The organism is Campylobacter concisus, from assembly GCA_002092835.1.
GTDB classification, from domain to species: domain Bacteria; phylum Campylobacterota; class Campylobacteria; order Campylobacterales; family Campylobacteraceae; genus Campylobacter_A; species Campylobacter_A concisus_K.
Genome location: LVWL01000018.1, coordinates 170,467 through 186,366, shown reverse-complemented (window position 1 = coordinate 186,366; position 15,900 = coordinate 170,467). Strand labels below are relative to the sequence as shown.

The window sequence follows — 15,900 nt, the reverse complement described above, 5'->3', positions numbered from 1 at the left end:
TTAAGCTTAAATTTTCTAAGTTATAAAATTATAACCAAAGGCAAAAATTTTTAAAGAGAAGATTAAAATAGAAATATTTATAGATTGCTTCTTGGGATTAGTCCCAAAAAGCAAGTAAAATTTTACTCTTCACTACTGCTATTGAGAGCAAAAAAAGTATCAGTATGGATATTTTCAAATGCTGCTTTTAGCGAAGTAAAAAGCTTTGGATTTTCTTTTTCTAAAGTTGCTAAAAGCTTTTTGGTTTCATATCTAGCATGCGGCATCTTTACGTCAAATCTCATTGCAGGGCATGCTTCATCGCCAATGACTCTTAATTCATTTTTGATAGCATTTTCGCGAAGCTGTCTCTCGCGAACGAAGATAAACGGTCTAATAACTGTGATGCCATTTTTTGCAGTATATTTTGGAGCAAGCGTCCTTAGTGCACCATTATAGGTAAAATTCATAAAAAAGCTCTCCGCTGCATCATCTAAATGATGAGCAATCGCGAGCTTATTAAAACCATGCTTTAAGGCGTAAGTATAAAGATAGCCTCTTCTCATACGAGAAAAGAAACTACAAAAGCTAGAATTTTTACGGATTTTCTCTTTTGAAATTTCAAAGATTGAGCTATCTATCACCTCATGCTCTATTCCGTGCTCATTGCAATGCTTCGTAAGATAAGCGTAGTCCTCACCCATGCCATAACTTAGAGTTACTGCTTTAAACTCAAATTTCTCAGGTGTGACGTTTTGAATATGCTTTAGTACGTGAGCTAGTGCAAGGCTATCTTTACCGCCACTAAGGCCAAGCAATATCTTATCTCCGCCCTCTATCATCTTGTATCTGGCATTTGTCTGACCAACTTGCCTAAGAAGCCTTTTACTAAGCTCTATCATAAATTTTCTACCATTTCAAGTATAAATTTTGCACTAACATTTGCTGAATCTTGCAAAAATTTATCAAAGTCAAACTCTGCTGCATCACCAGCTCCATCGCTGATAGCTCTTAGTATAAAAAATGGCACACCAAGTGTTTCGCAAACTAGTGCAACGCTAGCACCTTCCATCTCGGTAGCGCTCGCATTAAATATCTTTTTAATCCAAGCTTTCTTTTCATTATCGCAGATAAACTGATCTCCGGTCGCAATAATACCAGCGCTTAAGCTCATATCTTTTTTATCAGCTATCTTTTTTGCCAGTTCATTTAGCCCTTCATCACTTTTGACAAATATACTTGTGCCTGGCACATAGCCATAAGGATGGCCAAAAGCCGTAATATCAAGATCATGTTGCACTAAGCTAGTAGCATAAAGCATATCGCCTATTTTTAAACTCTCATCAAGTGAGCCAGCTACGCCAGTAAAGAGCAACTTTGAGGCCTTAAATTTTTCTACCATTAAAGTTGCCGTTATGGCTGCATTTACTTTGCCTATCTTTGAATAGGCAATGACTAGTTCTTTTCCTTTATAGTTTGCTAAGTAAAATTTATTATTTGCATATTGAACAGTTTTATATTCACCAACCATTTCAAGGATCGGTGTTATCTCCTCTTGCATAGCTCCAAGTATCGCTATCATCTCTCCTCCAAAATTTTCACAACTTCTTCAAGACTTGCCATATCAGTAATACTATAAGTTGGCTTTTCGGTAATTTTTTTATTGATGCCCTTTAACGTCGCAGCACCAAGCTCGATAAAACAATCAACATTATTTTCATAGTTTTTAATGCTTTGTTTATAGCAAACTGGTTTTATTAGCTGCTCTTTTAGCAGGACTAGTGCTTCGCTTTTATCAGTATAAATTTTAGCATTTACATTTGAGACAACTGGAAAAAATTTAGTAGCCAAAGTACTCTCAAGCTCGCTTGCCAGCCTAACACTAGCTGGTTCAAGTATCGGACAATGGCTTGCCACCGACATATTTAAAAGCATTGCTCTTTTTGCGCCAGCTTCTTTAAATTTTGCTTCATAGCTAGCAAGATCAGCTCTTACACCAGCGACAACGATTTGTCCATCGCAGTTGTAGTTTGCAGCATAAATTTGTAAACCTTCTTCTCTTGCTTTTTTACAAATTTCTTCAACCACTTCATCACTAAGTCCAAGAACTACCATCATACCGGCATCTTTGCCAACGCAGGCTTCTTGCATAAATTTACCACGTAAGTTTACAAGCCTAATCGCATCAATAAAATTAAATGCTCCACTAACTGCAAGAGCAGTAAATTCTCCAAGTGAGTGCCCAAGACTAAATTCTGGTTTTTCTTTAATAAAATTTGAAAAAGCCAAATAAGTCATTAGCGAGTTTAAAACGATAGCTGGCTGAGTGAATTCTGTTTTATCTAACTTATCGTTTTGTGTAAATAAAAGTTCTTTGTAATCAATGCCAGTATCATTACAAGCATCATTTAAAAGTAACTTAGCAGTAGAAAAATTTTCGTAAAAGTCTTTTCCCATACCAATACTTTGCGAGCCTTGGCCCGCAAAAACAAAAGCAAATTTTTTCATTTTAGCTTCTTAGTGATGGTGATGTCCGTGTCCACCGCAACCGCAACCACCATCCTCGTGTCCGTGTCCATGCCCGTGTCCATGACCACCGCAGCACTCATGCTCATGATCATGATCATGACCACCACAACCGCAAGTATGAGCCCCAGCTACCATGCCTGTTGCTTTTTCATCTTCTGTCGCATCTCTAACTTCTAAAACTTCAACATTAAATAGTAAATCTTTACCAGCATATGGGTGATTAAAATCAACTGTTACTTCGTCATCTTTGATCTCTTTAACAATAACACGAACGCTTGAGCCATCCTCATTTTGACCAAAAAGTTCCATTCCTTCATGTAAATCTATACCAGCAAACTGCTCTTTTGGTAACGACTGAATGGCTTCGTTATTATATTCACCACAACCCTCTGCTGCCTTTACGCTTATAGTTGCTCTTTCGCCTGATTTTAATTTGCTTACTTCTTCTTCAAGCTTTTCTATAATATGGCCATGCCCTGTTATAAACGAAATTTGGCCACCTTCTTGCATGTTTGACTCTAAAATTTCACCAGTATTAGCATCTTTTAGTTCGTAAAACATAGTTATAACTTGATCTTTACTCACAATAATCTCCTTAGATTTGGTTTTTTGATTAATGTGGGATTATATCTAAAAAAGATTAAAATTTAGTTTCTATTGGGAGAGGCTTTGGCTTCTTTACTATCTGGATAACCGACTTTTAAAGCCTTATAAAATCTATTTGCACTTTGCGTGTCACCTATCTTATCAAAGCTTATAGCTGTGTGATATAGAAGTTTTGGTGTATAGTCAGCCTTATCTTCGTTCTGTATGCTTTTTTTATAGTATTGTATAGCTGTACTGTATGATTTTTGACTGTAAGCAACTTCACCTAAATAATAATTTGTTACACCAGTTTTATAGCCTTTTTTATTTAAATATTCAAAATATTCAGCTGCTTCTGTGCTATTGCCAGAATTTAGAAGTTTAATGCCATCAGCCAAAATATCTTTATCGCTTTTTCCACTAAAATTTGAAGTTGGCTTACTTTGTTGTTTTGGATTTGCATTTTGCTTTGGTTGAGCAGCATTTTTATCCATTATTGCACCTAATTTATTTAAGGCAGCAGTAATATTTTTGTAGTTTTTGTCTTGTATATCTCTAGTTTCATCAACATAAGCCTTCAATGATGTCAAACTTACACCAGAATCACTTATGCCACCATTTACCTTCGTCTCTATATCATTTATTCTTTGCTCAAGCTTATTCATTCTAGCACTCATGCTCTCAATCAAGCTTTGCAAACCTTGAAGTTGTTCTAAAACATTATTCATATTCTCTTCAATGTTTTGAACGCTTCGCTTATTATTTAAGGTAACTTTTTCATTATCAGTTAGACCATATGGATTCGCACTATCCATATTGCCTGCATCAAAAGCTGAAATCTCTTGGCCAGAGGTAATGGAGATAGTGGCTCCAATCAGAGCCACTACAATTATTTTTTTGTTCATTATTATTTAATTATAAATTACGGAAGTACTTTAAAATCTGCACGTCTATTTTGAGCATCGCAAGCTTTTGTTTTATCTGTACAAACTGGATTGCTTTCTCCAAAACTAACTACAGCGATTCTATCAGCACTAACGCCATTTCTTACAAGAGCATCTTTAGCACTTTTAGCACGTTTTAAACCAAGAGCATAGTTATACTCATCTGTACCCCACTCATCGCAGTTACCTTCTACTTTTATAGAAAGAGCTTGAGCGTCAGCTTGGTTAAATACTGATGCATTTGAGCTAACAACACCTTGTTGATCAGCTTTGATATTAAATTTATCAAAGTCAAAGTATACACTTTTAACTTGACTCTCGATGTTAGCGATAAGAGCTGCTAATCTATCAGCATCACTCATACTACCTGAGTTATCTGCAGATTGATTTGAATTTGCATTCATATCAACTTCAGGGTTTTTAGAGCTACAACCGCTCAACAATAAAGTTGCAACTGCAACACTTGCTAGAACTACTTTTTTCATTCCTTATCCTTTTTGAAAAATTTGGTAGAATTATAACATATTTTTTTAAATATTACCAGAATATTACCAATCAATAGATTGAATTTTACCTACTTTTAGTGGAAATTGGAAACTTCTGTTCTCATTTAATCTAACAACGCCAAGCGAGCTTTGACCGCCAAGTTCTTTGATAAAAACGACACTTTGACCATCGCTTGAAAATCTTGGATAGTTATTTTTACCATTTGCTGTAAGCTGGCGAATAAAATCTGTTTGAGTTGAGATTAGATAGATATTAAAGCCACCACTAGCCTCTCTACTTGAATAAACTACATAGTTTTCAAAAGTACTTACTGAGTTGTTGTTTTTACCATGAAATACCATTTGCTCAACGCTTCCGCCTGAAGTTGCAGGTGTTGCAAAGATGTTTGGATATCCAAGTCTATCTGAGACAAAAACTATTCTGCTGTCATTATCTACAAAATTTCCATTTACATCAATGCCTGGATAGTTTGTGATCTGAGTTAATTTTTTGCTACCTGTATTATAGATGAAAATATCTGGTTGATCTTTTGGAGCCATAGTTAATAGAATTTTACTTCCATCTTTGCTAACATCAGATGCTATAAGCATACCCATACTATCTATTATCTTTGTTTTTGTGCCTGAATTTAGGTCATATCTAAACAAAGTTGGTTTGTTATTCACATAAGATGTATAGTAAAATTTACTTTGATCAGCGCCTGCCCATTTAGGGAAGATGTTTAGACCACCGCTTACGATTGTCTTTTGATATGTAAGTGTGTAATCAGCCACTATAATAGAACTTTGGCGAGCCGAAGTGTATTTTGCTAGGATGATAAATTTCTCCATCCAGCCAACTGGTGGTAAATTTAGCTCATTTGTTAGCTCAACAATACTTTTGTGTGCCAAAAATGGGTACTTTGCACCATCAGGCATGTTATATACTCTCTCATACCTTGTAGTTGCAGTCTTTGCATCAATGAGTTTTACTATTAAAGTAAGAGGTGAGCCCATAGAACCTTCAAGAGCATATCTAAAGATAAGCTCAACACCTTTGTCGCTCATTGTATTTGTAGCTGCTGTTCCCTCATAGGTTGAAGGCACGTGATCTTCGATAACCTCAAAGTCTGAGCTAACTTTCAAGTCGCCTAGCATGATCTTAAAGAATTTATCTTTAAAGCCAGCATCACTAACAGCTGTAGTTGCATCTTGCAAAGCTATCTTTGGCAAAGCAACACCTTGGTTGATAACAGATATGGTTGCATCAGCAGCATAAAGCCCTAGAGCAACGCACAAAAAAAGAAGAATTTTCTTCATCTCTACTCCGTAAATTTATAAATTTTAGTTTATTTTATCTTCTAAATTTAAATTAAAAGTAGTACTTTTGTCTGGATTAAATGGAAATTTCTCTGCAGTAAGCTTTTCCAGACACTCTCTAACCTTTGCATTAAACTCTTCATTATATGATAGCTCTAAAATTTCATAGTTGAAATTTCCACTCTGATCTATCATAACTTTTACTTTGGCAAGATTTGCAGAGTCAGCTTTATAGCTTTGCCATCTTCTTTGAATTTGCTTTGTTATGGCTCCCATCAATGGATCATACGTGCCAGTCATTTGTGACTTTGGAGCTGTTGGGTTTTGATCTATCTTTAAGCTCTTGATGATGTCGCTAGCCTCTTTTGCAGCTTTTGAGCTAGAAGCCTCGCTTTTTTTGCGGCTTTGTACTTTATTCTCAGCCTTTTTTATACCATCGTCTTTTTTAAGCTTAGTCGAGTCTATGTCACTAAAGAGATCTTTTATATTTGGCTCTTTTGGTTTTGGCTTTTCAACTGGCTTTGGCGTAGGTTTAGGCTCTGGTTTGACATCCTCTTTAGGCTCTTCACTAGGTTTTGGGATTTCAGGCTTTGGTTCTGGTTTTTTAGGCTCAGGTTTTGGCTCTTCTTTTGGAGGAGTTGGCAAGCTTGGGGTTGGTAATGGCTCATCTGGCACAACAGGTTTATTTGTAGTCTCTTGTTTGTCTTCTTCTGACTCTTTTTTAGGTTCTGGTTTTGTCTCTTTTACGACCTCTTTTGCTTGTTTTGGCGCTTTTATGGTTTGATCGACTTCTCTATCAACCATAACTACGTCCATAATAGCATCTTTGTCATCAGTATATTTTTTAGGAGGTTCGCTAAAAAAAGTAAGCTTTATAAACAAAGCAAGCACAATGATAATGTAAATGCAAAACGCTACAAAAAACGAACTAAGCGTTGGAAATTTAACTTTATTAGGCATCTTAACCGTTTGTCTCTAAAGCTACTTTATTAAAACCAGCACCTTTTAAAGTCTTTAATACAAACATAACATCATCGTATTTTAAATTTTTATCAGCCTTTATGTATATAGGCGAGGTTTTGTCATATTTTGCACTCATTAGTGCAATGTTATCTGGAAGTTCAGCAAGGCTCATTGTACTTTGATCTATTCTAACTTGTCCTTGTGCATTTATAGACACTATAAGATCTTTTTGTTTAGACGTAGATGTTTTTGCCTTTGAACCATCCGGAAGAGTAATATCCTCTTGATATGTTATGGTTGGCATAGTAACCATTAAAATGGCTAGTAAAACAAGCATAATATCAACAAGAGGAGTTATATTTAGCTCTGGTGTCTCATCGGTAAATTTAACGGCCATTTATAGTATCTCATCATCTTTTTTAAGTGCTATCATTACATCAGCCTGACGCTCAATAACACTCATTAATTCATAAGCTTTTCTTTTTATGATTAAGTTGAATGTATATGCTGGGATGGCAACAAAAATTCCACAACCAGTTGCAACAAGTGCCTCTGAAATAGCTGGAGCGATAATACCAAGTGATGAACCTCCACTATTTCCAAGCTGTGAAAATGTCTCCAAAATAGATACGACTGTTCCAAAAAGACCGATAAATGGAGAAGTAGAAGCTATTACACTAAGCCACGTAAGCCCACTTGTAGCATTTTTTTCAGCAATGCTTATGCAAACATTTAGCTTTTCTTTCGAAATTCTACCGCTTGCACATTTCTTTAAAGATGAGTCGTTTGGTATATTTTTAGCGCCCATAAGTAGTGCTTCAAGCGCATTTTGCTCGCGTTTTTGCCAAGCCCCTATGCCAGCCATTCTTGAAAAAAGAATTGTAAAACTAACTATAAAATATATTGACAACCAAGTTAAAACTATAATTGTAATAAAACTACTTCTTTGAATGTAATTTAAAAATATATCTATTCCGCCCACTTATCTTGCTCTCACTACATTTTCCATTTTTGATATAGTTGCTGCAAAAGCATTTGTATCACTGCTCATACTCTCTATCAAATTTCTAGCAGCTTCTAATGAATTTGCAAGTTCACTTTCACTATTGCCAGAAACATAGACCGCACCGTCAGCTAATATAACTACTTTGCCCTCATCGATCTTTGCATAGCCCCAGTTAATAGCAACTACATCATGCTTTTTATGCTTATCTTCTATATCTATAATACCTGCTTTTAAAAGAGATATTAATGAGGCGTGGTTTGGTAAAACACCAAACTCACCCTCACTACCTGGAAGCACTACACTACTCACGTCATCATTAAATATCTGACCTTGAGGAGTTACGATTTCTAAATGTAATTTATCCATTACGCTTCCTTTTTAAATTTAAGCCTTAAGTTTCTCAGCTTTAGCTAAAGCCTCATCTATATTTCCGACCATATAAAATGCTGCTTCAGGCAAATGATCATATTTACCTTCTAAAATTCCCTTAAAGCCAGCGATGTTTTCGTCAAGACTTACATATTTACCAGGGCTACCTGTAAATACTTCAGCAACGAAGAATGGCTGAGATAAAAATCTCTCTATCTTTCTTGCTCTATCAACAGTTAGCTTATCTTCTTCGCTAAGCTCGTCCATACCAAGGATAGCGATGATATCTTGAAGGTCTTTATATTTTTGAAGCACAGCTTGAACGCCGCGAGCTACCTTATAGTGATCTGCTCCTAAAATTTGAGGATCGAGCATTCTTGAAGTAGAATCAAGTGGGTCAACGGCTGGATAGATACCTTTTTCTGCAATAGATCTGTTAAGAACTGTTGTAGCATCAAGGTGAGCAAAAACGGTCGCAGGAGCTGGGTCTGTAAGGTCGTCAGCTGGAACGTAAACAGCCTGAACAGAGGTAATCGAGCCTTTTTTGGTTGATGTGATCCTCTCTTGGAATTTACCCATCTCACTTGCAAGAGTTGGCTGATAACCAACAGCTGACGGGATACGTCCAAGTAGAGCTGACATCTCTGCACCTGATTGAGAGAAACGGAAGATGTTATCGATAAACATCAAAACGTCAAGTCCCATCTCATCACGGAAGTACTCAGCCATTGTAAGACCAGTTAGCGCGATACGGTTTCTTGCTCCTGGTGGCTCGTTCATTTGGCCATAGCACAAGGCAACTTTATCCAAAACGTTACTTTCTTTCATTTCGTGATAAAGGTCGTTTCCTTCACGAGTTCTCTCACCAACGCCTGCAAATACAGAGTAACCGCTATGTTTAAACGCAACGTTGTGGATAAGCTCCATAATAATAACTGTTTTACCAACACCAGCACCACCAAATAGACCAACTTTACCACCCTTTGCATAAGGAGCTAGAAGATCAACTACCTTTATACCAGTTTCGAAAATTTCACTCTTTGTACTTTGCTCTTCAAATGGAGGAGGATCGCGGTGGATAGACCAGTGCTTATCAAAATTTATACCCTCGCCCTCGTCGATCAAATCACCAACTACGTTAAAAATTCTACCCAAAACTTTTTCGCCAACTGGCACACTTATAGGTGCACCAAGCGCTTTAGCCTCTAAGCCACGAGTCAGACCCTCGCTCATATCCATAGCGATCGTTCTAACTCTATTATCACCTAGGTGAGCAGCAACTTCTAATATTAGTTTATGTTTCTTGCCCTCAACCTCAAAGAAAACTTCGATAGCTTCATTGATCTTCGGCAAGTAGTCATTAAAGTCAACATCGACCACAGGGCCCATAACTTGACTAATAACACCCTTCATTCATACTCCTTTTATTTCATTGATTCAACACCACTGATGATCTCGATAAGTTCAGTGGTAATAGACTCTTGTCTTGCTTTGTTGTAAGCAAGATTTAACTGTTTGACGCGTTGTTTAGCATTGTTTGTTGCATTATCCATAGCTTGCATTCTAGCGCTGTGCTCAGCCGCCAAAGAGTCAACTAAAGCATAATACATACTATACTCAAAATATTTATTGAGCAATTCATCCATAATCTTAGTATAGTTGTCCTCTGGCTCAAATTCCATCAAAGAATTTGTCTCAACCGCAACTATCTTAGACGGCTCAATAGGCACAATATCATTTACTCTAATCTCTTGAGAAATCATATTTTTATAGCCATTGTGTATTAGCACAACCTTATCTGTTATGCCGTTTGTAAAATCATCAATAGCGTCTTTTATGATCTTTTGAGCTTTTTCATATGTAGGAGAAGAGCTAGCTCCGACATAAGTCTCAAGTAGTTCAACGCCTTGGAAATTGAAAAATTCAATGCCTTTTTTACCAACAGCTCTTAGTCTAACTTTGATCTTTTTGGCTTTTAGCTCATCAATCATGCGCCTAACTGTCTTTATAGTTTGGACATTAAAGCCACCGCAAAGCCCTTTATCAGCGGTAACAAATATAATATCAACCTTTTCTACACTCTTTGTTGTGTTAAAAAATTTACTCTCAGTCATAACTGAAGCATATTGATTGATCTTATAAGCTATCTCTGATAAAACCTCATTGATCTTAAGAGCGTAAACTCTAGAGTAGCGAGCAGCCTCTTCAGCTTTGCGAAGCTTTGCTGTAGAAACAAGCTTCATCGCACGTGTCGTCTTTTGAGTATTCTGGACGCTCTTAATCTTTCGTTTTATATCTTTTAAATTTGACATATCTTAGCCCTAGTTAGCAGCAAAAGTCGCTTTAAAATCTTTCAACGCTTTATGTAAAATTTCTTCTACTTCTTTATCAAGAACCTTTTTAGTTCTGATTTGCTCAAAAATTTCAGGGTATTTTGCCTCAATATATGGATATAGCTCAGCCTCAAATTTTGTTACATTTGCAGTTGCAACATCATCTAAATAACCCTTAGCACCAGCAAATATGATAACTACTTGATTCTCAACTGGAAGTGGAGAATATGGAGGTTGTTTTAGTACTTCAACCATCTTTTGACCACGCTCTAGTTGTTTTCTCGAACTCTCGTCAAGGTCGCTTGCAAATTGAGCAAACGCTTGTAGTTCGCGGTATTGAGCAAGGTCTAGTCTTAGTGTACCAGAAACTTGTTTAATAGCTTTTATTTGAGCCGCACCACCAACACGAGATACAGAAAGACCAACGTTGATCGCTGGACGGATACCTGAGTTAAATAGGTCACTCTCAAGGAAAATTTGACCATCTGTAATAGAAATAACATTTGTTGGGATATAAGCTGAAACGTCGCCCGCTTGAGTCTCGATAATAGGTAGAGCCGTTAAAGATCCCGCACCTAGTGCATCATTTAGCTTACTTGCTCTTTCTAGAAGTCTTGAGTGAAGGTAGAAAACGTCGCCTGGATAAGCTTCACGACCTGGTGGTCTTCTTAGGATCAAAGACATTTCACGGTAAGCAACCGCGTGTTTTGATAAGTCATCATAGATGATTAGCGCATGGCGAGAGTTGTCTCTAAAATATTCACCCATTGTTACGCCAGCATATGGAGCAAGGTATTGAAGCGCAGCTGCATCGCCAGCACCAGCATTTACAACTATCGTGTAGTCCATAGCACCGTACTCTTCAAGTTTTTTAACGACTTGAGCAACGGTTGATTGTTTTTGACCGATAGCTACGTAGATACAAATGACATCTTGACCTTTTTGGTTGATGATAGTATCTATCGCAACTGTTGTTTTACCAGTTTGGCGGTCGCCGATGATTAGCTCTCTTTGACCTCTGCCGATTGGCACAAGTGAGTCGATAGCTTTGATACCTGTTTGAAGTGGCTCATGAACGCTCTTTCTAGCCATTATACCTTTTGCTTTTTCTTCGACGAAGCGAGATTCAGTAGCTTCGATTGGTCCTTTTGCGTCGATTGGCTCACCAAGTGAATTTACAACACGGCCGATCAATGCGTCACCAACTGGAACACGTAGAAGTTTTTTAAGTCTTTTTACAGAGCTTCCTTCTGTAATGCCACTAGTTTTTCCAAGGATAACTATACCAACACTGCTCTCTTCAAGGTTAAGAGCCATACCCTTTTCGCCGCTTTCAAATTCAACCATCTCGCCAGCCATAACGTTTTTCAAACCATAAACGTTAGCAACGCCATCAGCGACTGAGATGACTTTACCAGTCTCTTCTACATCAACACTTAAATCAAAATTTTCAATACGCTCTTTGATTATCGTGCTAATTTCGTCAGCTTTAATTTTTGCACTCACGCTTTCACTCCTTTTTAAATTGCTTTTAATATATATTCACTCATTTGACTTTTTAGTCTGTCGATCGAGAAATTTACCTCGACACCTAAATCGTCTAACTCAACTTTTACGCCGTTGTAATCGCTCTTTGAACCATCAAGCTTGATCTTAGAGTCAAATTTCTTAGAGAAATTCTCTTCCAAAGCTTTTAGTTGCTCAGCGCTTGGATCAAAATTTCCAATAACCTCGCCGCGATATGTATTTTCAAGCAAAGATTGCTCTATCTTCATCTCGTTTAGGATCGCTGGGATAAGCTCTAGTCTTTTGTTTGCACCAAGAAGCTTTATAAAATTTGCAAATTTGGCGTCTGAATTTTTTACTAAAGAAAGTATAAATTCTGCCTTTTTTGCAGCTTTTAGAGTTGGCAAGCTTATAATGCTCTTAAATTTATCGCTTCCAAAAGCGGCAGCTAGCTCAACTAAATTTTCGATAAATGCGTTTAGCTCACCTGGCTTTACATCGCTTAGGATCGCTTTAACATATTTTTTGGCTACTACTTCATTCATTAGCTAACCTTTTTAAGTATGATATTTACAAGCTCTTTTTGATCGACTTTTAGGCTATCGCTTGAGAAAATGTCACTCAAAATTTCATTTACAACGCCTTTTGTCATCTTGCGCTCTTCAAATTCTTTTTGCTCTTTGTAACCTTTTTCGATATTTGCGATATCGTTTTGAGCCTCTTTTTTAACTTTAGCAGCTAAATTTACAGCCTCTTTTTTTGCAGTTTCAATTAGAGCGTTTGCATTTTGTTTAGCCTCTTCGACACGCTTTAGAGCGTCATCTTTTTTAGCTTTAGAGTCACGAAGTTTCTCCTGGATACTTTCAAGCTTATTTGCGATCCTGTCGATCCTGCTTTGATATAGAGCCTTAAGTGGCTTAGCAACAAAATAGACCAAAATAGCAAAGAAAAGTAAGAAGTTTAGCGTTCTCTCAACTATGTCGTTGTTTGCTCCACCATGCTCACTCGCATAGGCTAGAAACGGAAGTGCTAGAAAAAATAAAATTTTTATCTTCATAAATTTCCTTTAAATTTTAGAGAGCTTAGCATTTAAAGCAGCCCTAAGTTCTGGTAGTTTAGCTGCTAGATCTGCTTTTAGGCTATCTTTTTGAGAGCTTAGAGCGTTTAGAAATTCGTTGTAGTCAGCTTCTAGGCTACTTTTTACGGCATTAACCTCTTTTAAAGACTCTTCTCTTGCCAAATTTAAGGCCTCTTGTCTTATTTTGTTAGCCTCTGCTCTTGCGTTTTGTATGATCTCTTCGATCTCTTTTTCATGAACGCTTAGGTCACTTGCGTTTTTGCTCGTGCTCTCTTCATCATTTTTTATAGAGGCATTTCTGTCATCTATAAATTTGAGCATTGGTTTATATAGCAATGAATTTAAAATGGCGATCAGGACACAAAAAACGATAACCGTTAAAAGCATCAATGACACATCAACTTTTAATTCTATCATCCGCTCTCCTTATTTTATCATTAAGTTTTATTTAATATTCAAATTAAAGTCTGATTCTACAATAAATTACTAAAAATAAAAATAAATTTGTAATTCTATTTTAGCTTAGCGATAAATTCTTCTACCTGCGAAATGTCGCTAAATTCTAATATTAAATTTTTAGATTTTACTTTCGTCTTTATCTTTAAATTTTTAAAAATTTCTTGTAAATTTGATAATTTTTTGCTCATTTCTTCTGAAATTTGAGGTTTTGGCTCTTTTACTTCTTCTTTATTTTTTATCTTTTTTACCAAGACTTCTGTCTCTCTGACGCTTAGTTTTTGGCCGATGATCGTATCAACAACCATCCTTTCTTCTTCGCTGCTAAGCCCCACGATGACTTTAGCGTGGCCTTGCGTGAGCTTGTCTTCTTGTAAAAGTTTTTGCGTGTAGTCACTAAGTAGCAAAAGTCTCATCGTATTTGTTATCTGAGTTCTGCTCTTATGGATAATATTTGCTAGGCCATCTTGCGTGATCTTATACTCGTTTATAAGCTCTTTATATGACTTTGCAAGTTCGATTGGATTTAAATTTTCACGTTGTATGTTTTCGATAAGCGCAAGCTCTCTTAAATTTTGAGACTTGATATCAGCGATGATCGCCTTTATCTTGCTTGCTCCAAGCATCTTTGTAGCGCGGTATCTACGCTCACCAGCTATTAGCATATAGCCGTCATCTTTTTTGATGACTATTATTGGTTGTATTAGTCCGTGCCTTTTGATGCTGGCACTTAGCTCTTTTAAGGCCTCTTCGTCAAAATGCGTTCTTGGTTGGTATGGGTTTGGTAAAATTTCATCTATATTTATCTCTTCGACTATCTCAGAGTCGTTTAAATTTGCGATCTCTTTACTGTAGGCTTGTTCTACATCTTCAAGTATCGCGCTAAGTCCGCGCCCTAATCCACCTTTTTTAGCCATTTTTTTCCTTATTTTTTAGTTTAAAATACAATATGCCAAATTTTGATACGCAATTGAGCCAGGCGATTTTATATCATAAAGTATGACTGGCTTACCAAAACTTGGGCTTTCAGCAAGTTTTACATTTCTTGGAACGACCACAAATTCATCCTTACTGTCTTTACTTTTAAAGAGCTTATTTTCAAAATGCTGCTTTAAATTTGCAATTGTCTCTTTTGAAAGATTGTTTTGTGAGCTAAACATAGTCGGCAAAAAACCCTTTATGTTTAGCTTTGGATTTATCGTCTTCTTAATAATCTTAACCGTATTTAAAATTTGAGCTAGACCCTCAAGTGCGTAAAATTCGCACTGGATAGGGATGATAACGCTATCGCTTGCACTAAGAGCATTTATCGTGATGCTACCAAGTGCCGGAGGACTATCGATGATGATAAAATCATAGTCGTTTATTACTTCAGAAATTTTATTTTTAAGTATTAGTTTATAGTCCTTGCTTTGGTCGTTAAATTCTTGTTCGATGCCGACAAGTCCTATGTTTGACGGAGCTAGAAAAAGCGTTGGGATCTCAGTTTTTAACACAATTTGCGAGAGCTTTTTCCTATCTGTTAAGACGTGATAGATGTTAAACTCATAGTCGCTTCTACTAAAGCCAAGTCCAGTCGTCGCGTTTGCCTGTGGATCGATGTCTATTAATAATACTTTTTTTTCAGCTACCGCCAGTGACGCGGCTAAATTTACGGCTGTTGTGGTCTTGCCAACGCCGCCTTTTTGGTTAGCTATTGTTATTATCTCGCTCATCTTAACGAATATACCTTTTCCCCGTTTAATAATATCGCTCCATCCTCGCAAATTTCAGCATCCTGAAGCGAAACAGCTCTATTTGCAATATGCGTAATAAAACTTTTTGACTTGCAAAAGTCTATCCTAAATTTGCTAAAAATTGGCTTCCATAAAATCTTTTTATCAAGCATGCTAACAAAGCCCCAAACTAGCTCATCTACACTGGTTTTGATATCTAAAATGCCCGCATTTTCAGGCGCACTCGTTAAATTTATCCCCATGCCACAGATGTAAATTTCATCCACTTTATTTGTTAAAGTGCCGCCTATTTTTAGACCATCTACATAAAAATCATTTGGCCATTTTAGCCAGCACTTTGAGCCAAGTTCGCTCAAGACTTCACGCATCAGCATAGAAAAATATATCGAGATCGAGGGCGAGGTATATCGCTTGGCAGTTCATCTTCGCTTATACAAAACGACATAAATAAATTTCCGCCAAGTCCCTCCCAGCTGTTGCCGCGGCTGCCGATGCCTTTGGTTTGATTATACGTCACAACCATATACGGAGCTTTTATCTCGCCGTTTTTTAGGGCCTCTATCAAAAATTCCTGTGTCGAAGGCAGACTTTGAAAAAACTCTACTTTCAAA

At 36.9% G+C, this 15,900-nt stretch carries 19 protein-coding genes and 1 pseudogene; all 20 read right to left on the bottom strand.

The window, feature by feature from the left end:
• Positions 1-122: 122 nt before the first annotated feature.
• The 20 genes and pseudogenes from A3835_02725 to A3835_02630 all read right to left on the bottom strand — a co-directional run bounded on the left by A3835_02725 (position 123) and on the right by A3835_02630 (position 15,899).
• A complete protein-coding gene (locus tag A3835_02725) occupies positions 123-881 on the bottom strand; it encodes a tRNA 2-thiocytidine biosynthesis protein TtcA (protein ID ORI08477.1) in 759 nt (252 codons plus the stop codon).
• A complete protein-coding gene (locus tag A3835_02720) occupies positions 878-1,561 on the bottom strand; it encodes a 5'-methylthioadenosine/S-adenosylhomocysteine nucleosidase (protein ORI08476.1) in 684 nt (227 codons plus the stop codon). Before A3835_02720 ends, A3835_02725 begins: the two co-directional genes overlap by 4 nt.
• Positions 1,558-2,487, bottom strand: coding sequence for a malonyl CoA-acyl carrier protein transacylase (locus A3835_02715; GenBank protein ORI08475.1), 930 nt, complete (start codon positions 2,485-2,487; stop codon positions 1,558-1,560). The genes A3835_02720 and A3835_02715 overlap by 4 nt, the downstream gene beginning before the upstream one ends.
• 9 nt (positions 2,488-2,496) lie before the next feature.
• The gene (locus tag A3835_02710) at positions 2,497-3,093 is read right to left on the bottom strand and encodes a peptidylprolyl isomerase (protein ORI08474.1); all 597 of its coding nucleotides are present in this window, start codon (positions 3,091-3,093) and stop codon (positions 2,497-2,499) included.
• A 62-nt stretch (positions 3,094-3,155) separates the two neighbouring features.
• Positions 3,156-3,998: a hypothetical protein gene (locus A3835_02705; protein ORI08473.1), complete on the bottom strand. Its 843-nt coding sequence runs from the start codon at positions 3,996-3,998 to the stop codon at positions 3,156-3,158.
• Between the two features lie 17 nt (positions 3,999-4,015).
• Positions 4,016-4,522: a peptidoglycan-associated lipoprotein gene (locus A3835_02700; GenBank protein ORI08472.1), complete on the bottom strand. Its 507-nt coding sequence runs from the start codon at positions 4,520-4,522 to the stop codon at positions 4,016-4,018.
• A gap of 63 nt (positions 4,523-4,585) precedes the next feature.
• Positions 4,586-5,842 carry a translocation protein TolB gene (tolB, locus tag A3835_02695; GenBank protein ORI08471.1) on the bottom strand — a complete coding sequence of 419 codons (1,257 nt, stop codon included), beginning with the start codon at positions 5,840-5,842 and terminating at the stop codon, positions 4,586-4,588.
• A gap of 24 nt (positions 5,843-5,866) precedes the next feature.
• Positions 5,867-6,802, bottom strand: coding sequence for a hypothetical protein (locus A3835_02690; protein ORI08470.1), 936 nt, complete (start codon positions 6,800-6,802; stop codon positions 5,867-5,869).
• A 1-nt stretch (position 6,803) separates the two neighbouring features.
• Positions 6,804-7,202 (bottom strand): biopolymer transporter ExbD, encoded by a 399-nt coding sequence (locus A3835_02685; protein ORI08469.1) that lies wholly within the window; start codon positions 7,200-7,202, stop codon positions 6,804-6,806.
• A complete protein-coding gene (locus A3835_02680; GenBank protein ORI08468.1) occupies positions 7,203-7,787 on the bottom strand; it encodes a flagellar motor protein MotA in 585 nt (194 codons plus the stop codon).
• A complete protein-coding gene (locus tag A3835_02675; GenBank protein ID ORI08467.1) occupies positions 7,788-8,177 on the bottom strand; it encodes a F0F1 ATP synthase subunit epsilon in 390 nt (129 codons plus the stop codon).
• A gap of 18 nt (positions 8,178-8,195) precedes the next feature.
• Entirely contained in the window at positions 8,196-9,593 is a 1,398-nt protein-coding gene (locus A3835_02670) for a F0F1 ATP synthase subunit beta (GenBank protein ORI08466.1), read from the bottom strand.
• Positions 9,594-9,604: 11 nt separating this feature from the next.
• Positions 9,605-10,492, bottom strand: coding sequence for a F0F1 ATP synthase subunit gamma (locus tag A3835_02665; protein ORI08465.1), 888 nt, complete (start codon positions 10,490-10,492; stop codon positions 9,605-9,607).
• A 9-nt stretch (positions 10,493-10,501) separates the two neighbouring features.
• A complete protein-coding gene (locus tag A3835_02660; GenBank protein ID ORI08464.1) occupies positions 10,502-12,019 on the bottom strand; it encodes a F0F1 ATP synthase subunit alpha in 1,518 nt (505 codons plus the stop codon).
• A gap of 14 nt (positions 12,020-12,033) precedes the next feature.
• Complete coding sequence (locus A3835_02655; GenBank protein ORI08463.1) at positions 12,034-12,564, bottom strand: F0F1 ATP synthase subunit delta; 531 nt, start codon at positions 12,562-12,564, stop codon at positions 12,034-12,036.
• A complete protein-coding gene (locus tag A3835_02650; GenBank protein ORI08462.1) occupies positions 12,564-13,076 on the bottom strand; it encodes a F0F1 ATP synthase subunit B in 513 nt (170 codons plus the stop codon). The genes A3835_02655 and A3835_02650 overlap by 1 nt, the downstream gene beginning before the upstream one ends.
• A 9-nt stretch (positions 13,077-13,085) precedes the next feature.
• Positions 13,086-13,514: a F0F1 ATP synthase subunit B' gene (locus A3835_02645; protein ORI08461.1), complete on the bottom strand. Its 429-nt coding sequence runs from the start codon at positions 13,512-13,514 to the stop codon at positions 13,086-13,088.
• 95 nt (positions 13,515-13,609) lie between these two features.
• Positions 13,610-14,470, bottom strand: a complete 861-nt coding sequence (locus tag A3835_02640) for a chromosome partitioning protein ParB (protein ID ORI08460.1) — start codon at positions 14,468-14,470, stop codon at positions 13,610-13,612.
• Positions 14,471-14,485: 15 nt separating this feature from the next.
• The gene (locus tag A3835_02635) at positions 14,486-15,268 is read right to left on the bottom strand and encodes a sporulation initiation inhibitor Soj (GenBank protein ID ORI08459.1); all 783 of its coding nucleotides are present in this window, start codon (positions 15,266-15,268) and stop codon (positions 14,486-14,488) included.
• Positions 15,265-15,899: pseudogene (locus A3835_02630) on the bottom strand (biotin--[acetyl-CoA-carboxylase] ligase). Before A3835_02630 ends, A3835_02635 begins: the two are co-directional and overlap by 4 nt.
• Position 15,900 lies beyond the last annotated feature (1 nt).

Excerpts from the sequence above, each read along its gene's own strand:
- A3835_02635 (ORI08459.1), bottom strand. The coding sequence starts at position 15,268 with ATGAGCGAGATAATAACAATAGCTAACCAAAAAGGCGGCGTTGGCAAG.
- A3835_02640 (ORI08460.1), bottom strand. The coding sequence starts at position 14,470 with ATGGCTAAAAAAGGTGGATTAGGGCGCGGACTTAGCGCGATACTTGAA.
- A3835_02655 (ORI08463.1), bottom strand. The coding sequence starts at position 12,564 with ATGAATGAAGTAGTAGCCAAAAAATATGTTAAAGCGATCCTAAGCGAT.
- A3835_02725 (ORI08477.1), bottom strand. The coding sequence starts at position 881 with ATGATAGAGCTTAGTAAAAGGCTTCTTAGGCAAGTTGGTCAGACAAAT.
- A3835_02690 (ORI08470.1), bottom strand. The coding sequence starts at position 6,802 with ATGCCTAATAAAGTTAAATTTCCAACGCTTAGTTCGTTTTTTGTAGCG.
- A3835_02685 (ORI08469.1), bottom strand. The coding sequence starts at position 7,202 with ATGGCCGTTAAATTTACCGATGAGACACCAGAGCTAAATATAACTCCT.
- tolB (ORI08471.1), bottom strand. The coding sequence starts at position 5,842 with ATGAAGAAAATTCTTCTTTTTTTGTGCGTTGCTCTAGGGCTTTATGCT.
- A3835_02645 (ORI08461.1), bottom strand. The coding sequence starts at position 13,514 with ATGATAGAATTAAAAGTTGATGTGTCATTGATGCTTTTAACGGTTATC.
- A3835_02705 (ORI08473.1), bottom strand. The coding sequence starts at position 3,998 with ATGAACAAAAAAATAATTGTAGTGGCTCTGATTGGAGCCACTATCTCC.
- A3835_02700 (ORI08472.1), bottom strand. The coding sequence starts at position 4,522 with ATGAAAAAAGTAGTTCTAGCAAGTGTTGCAGTTGCAACTTTATTGTTG.
- A3835_02715 (ORI08475.1), bottom strand. The coding sequence starts at position 2,487 with ATGAAAAAATTTGCTTTTGTTTTTGCGGGCCAAGGCTCGCAAAGTATT.
- A3835_02720 (ORI08476.1), bottom strand. The coding sequence starts at position 1,561 with ATGATAGCGATACTTGGAGCTATGCAAGAGGAGATAACACCGATCCTT.
- A3835_02650 (ORI08462.1), bottom strand. The coding sequence starts at position 13,076 with ATGAAGATAAAAATTTTATTTTTTCTAGCACTTCCGTTTCTAGCCTAT.
- A3835_02665 (ORI08465.1), bottom strand. The coding sequence starts at position 10,492 with ATGTCAAATTTAAAAGATATAAAACGAAAGATTAAGAGCGTCCAGAAT.
- A3835_02670 (ORI08466.1), bottom strand. The coding sequence starts at position 9,593 with ATGAAGGGTGTTATTAGTCAAGTTATGGGCCCTGTGGTCGATGTTGAC.
- A3835_02675 (ORI08467.1), bottom strand. The coding sequence starts at position 8,177 with ATGGATAAATTACATTTAGAAATCGTAACTCCTCAAGGTCAGATATTT.